We start from the raw sequence: 530 nt of genomic DNA, 5'->3' as shown, positions 1-530 counted from the left end.
CCGTCGCGGCGATCTCGTCCCGGCGGGCGTGCAGCTGGTCCCGCAGCGCGGCGAGGCGGGCCGCGCGCTCGGCGGGCGGGGTGGCGGCCCAGGCGGGGAGGGCGGCGCGCGCGGCGCGCACGGCGGCGTCGACGTCCTCCGCGGTGCCCGCCGGGACGGTGGCGATCACCTGTTCGTCGGCCGGGTCGACGACCTCGATCACGCCGGAGCCGGCGGCGGGGCGCCAGGCGCCGTCGATGTACATGCCGTCGTATGCCTTCATCGCGGTTCCTCCGGGGCGGGGGCGTCCTGTGCGACACCTAAACTAGCGATGTTAGTTTTTCCGCGCCAGGGGTCGGCCGCGTGTGCCGGGAGGGCCGGCCGCGTGCCTGCTCACTCCTCCAGGTCGGGCAGCCGGTCCGGGCTGGGGCAGATCCGCCGGCCGTGCTGGTCGAAGACGAAGAGGTGGGCGAGGTCGACCAGGAGCGGCACCTGCATGCCGTGCCGGAGCCGGATGTCGGGCGTGGTGCGGACGATGAGGTCGCCGGGGA

At 75.7% G+C, this 530-nt stretch carries 1 protein-coding gene and 1 pseudogene; both read right to left on the bottom strand.

Annotation, left to right across the window (positions count from 1 at the left end; all coding sequences use genetic code 11):
* The coding region (locus CCN29_RS34675; RefSeq protein ID WP_143661489.1) for an aldehyde dehydrogenase family protein at positions 1-262 on the bottom strand (262 nt) is incomplete at its 3' end.
* A gap of 110 nt (positions 263-372) precedes the next feature.
* A pseudogene (locus CCN29_RS35250) lies at positions 373-530 on the bottom strand (sugar ABC transporter ATP-binding protein); the annotation flags it as partial.

This window comes from Streptomyces pseudogriseolus (genome assembly GCA_002154585.1).
Classification (GTDB): domain Bacteria; phylum Actinomycetota; class Actinomycetes; order Streptomycetales; family Streptomycetaceae; genus Streptomyces; species Streptomyces pseudogriseolus.
The sequence above is the reverse complement of the archived record's forward strand: the minus strand, read 5'-3'. Positions and strand labels throughout refer to the sequence as shown.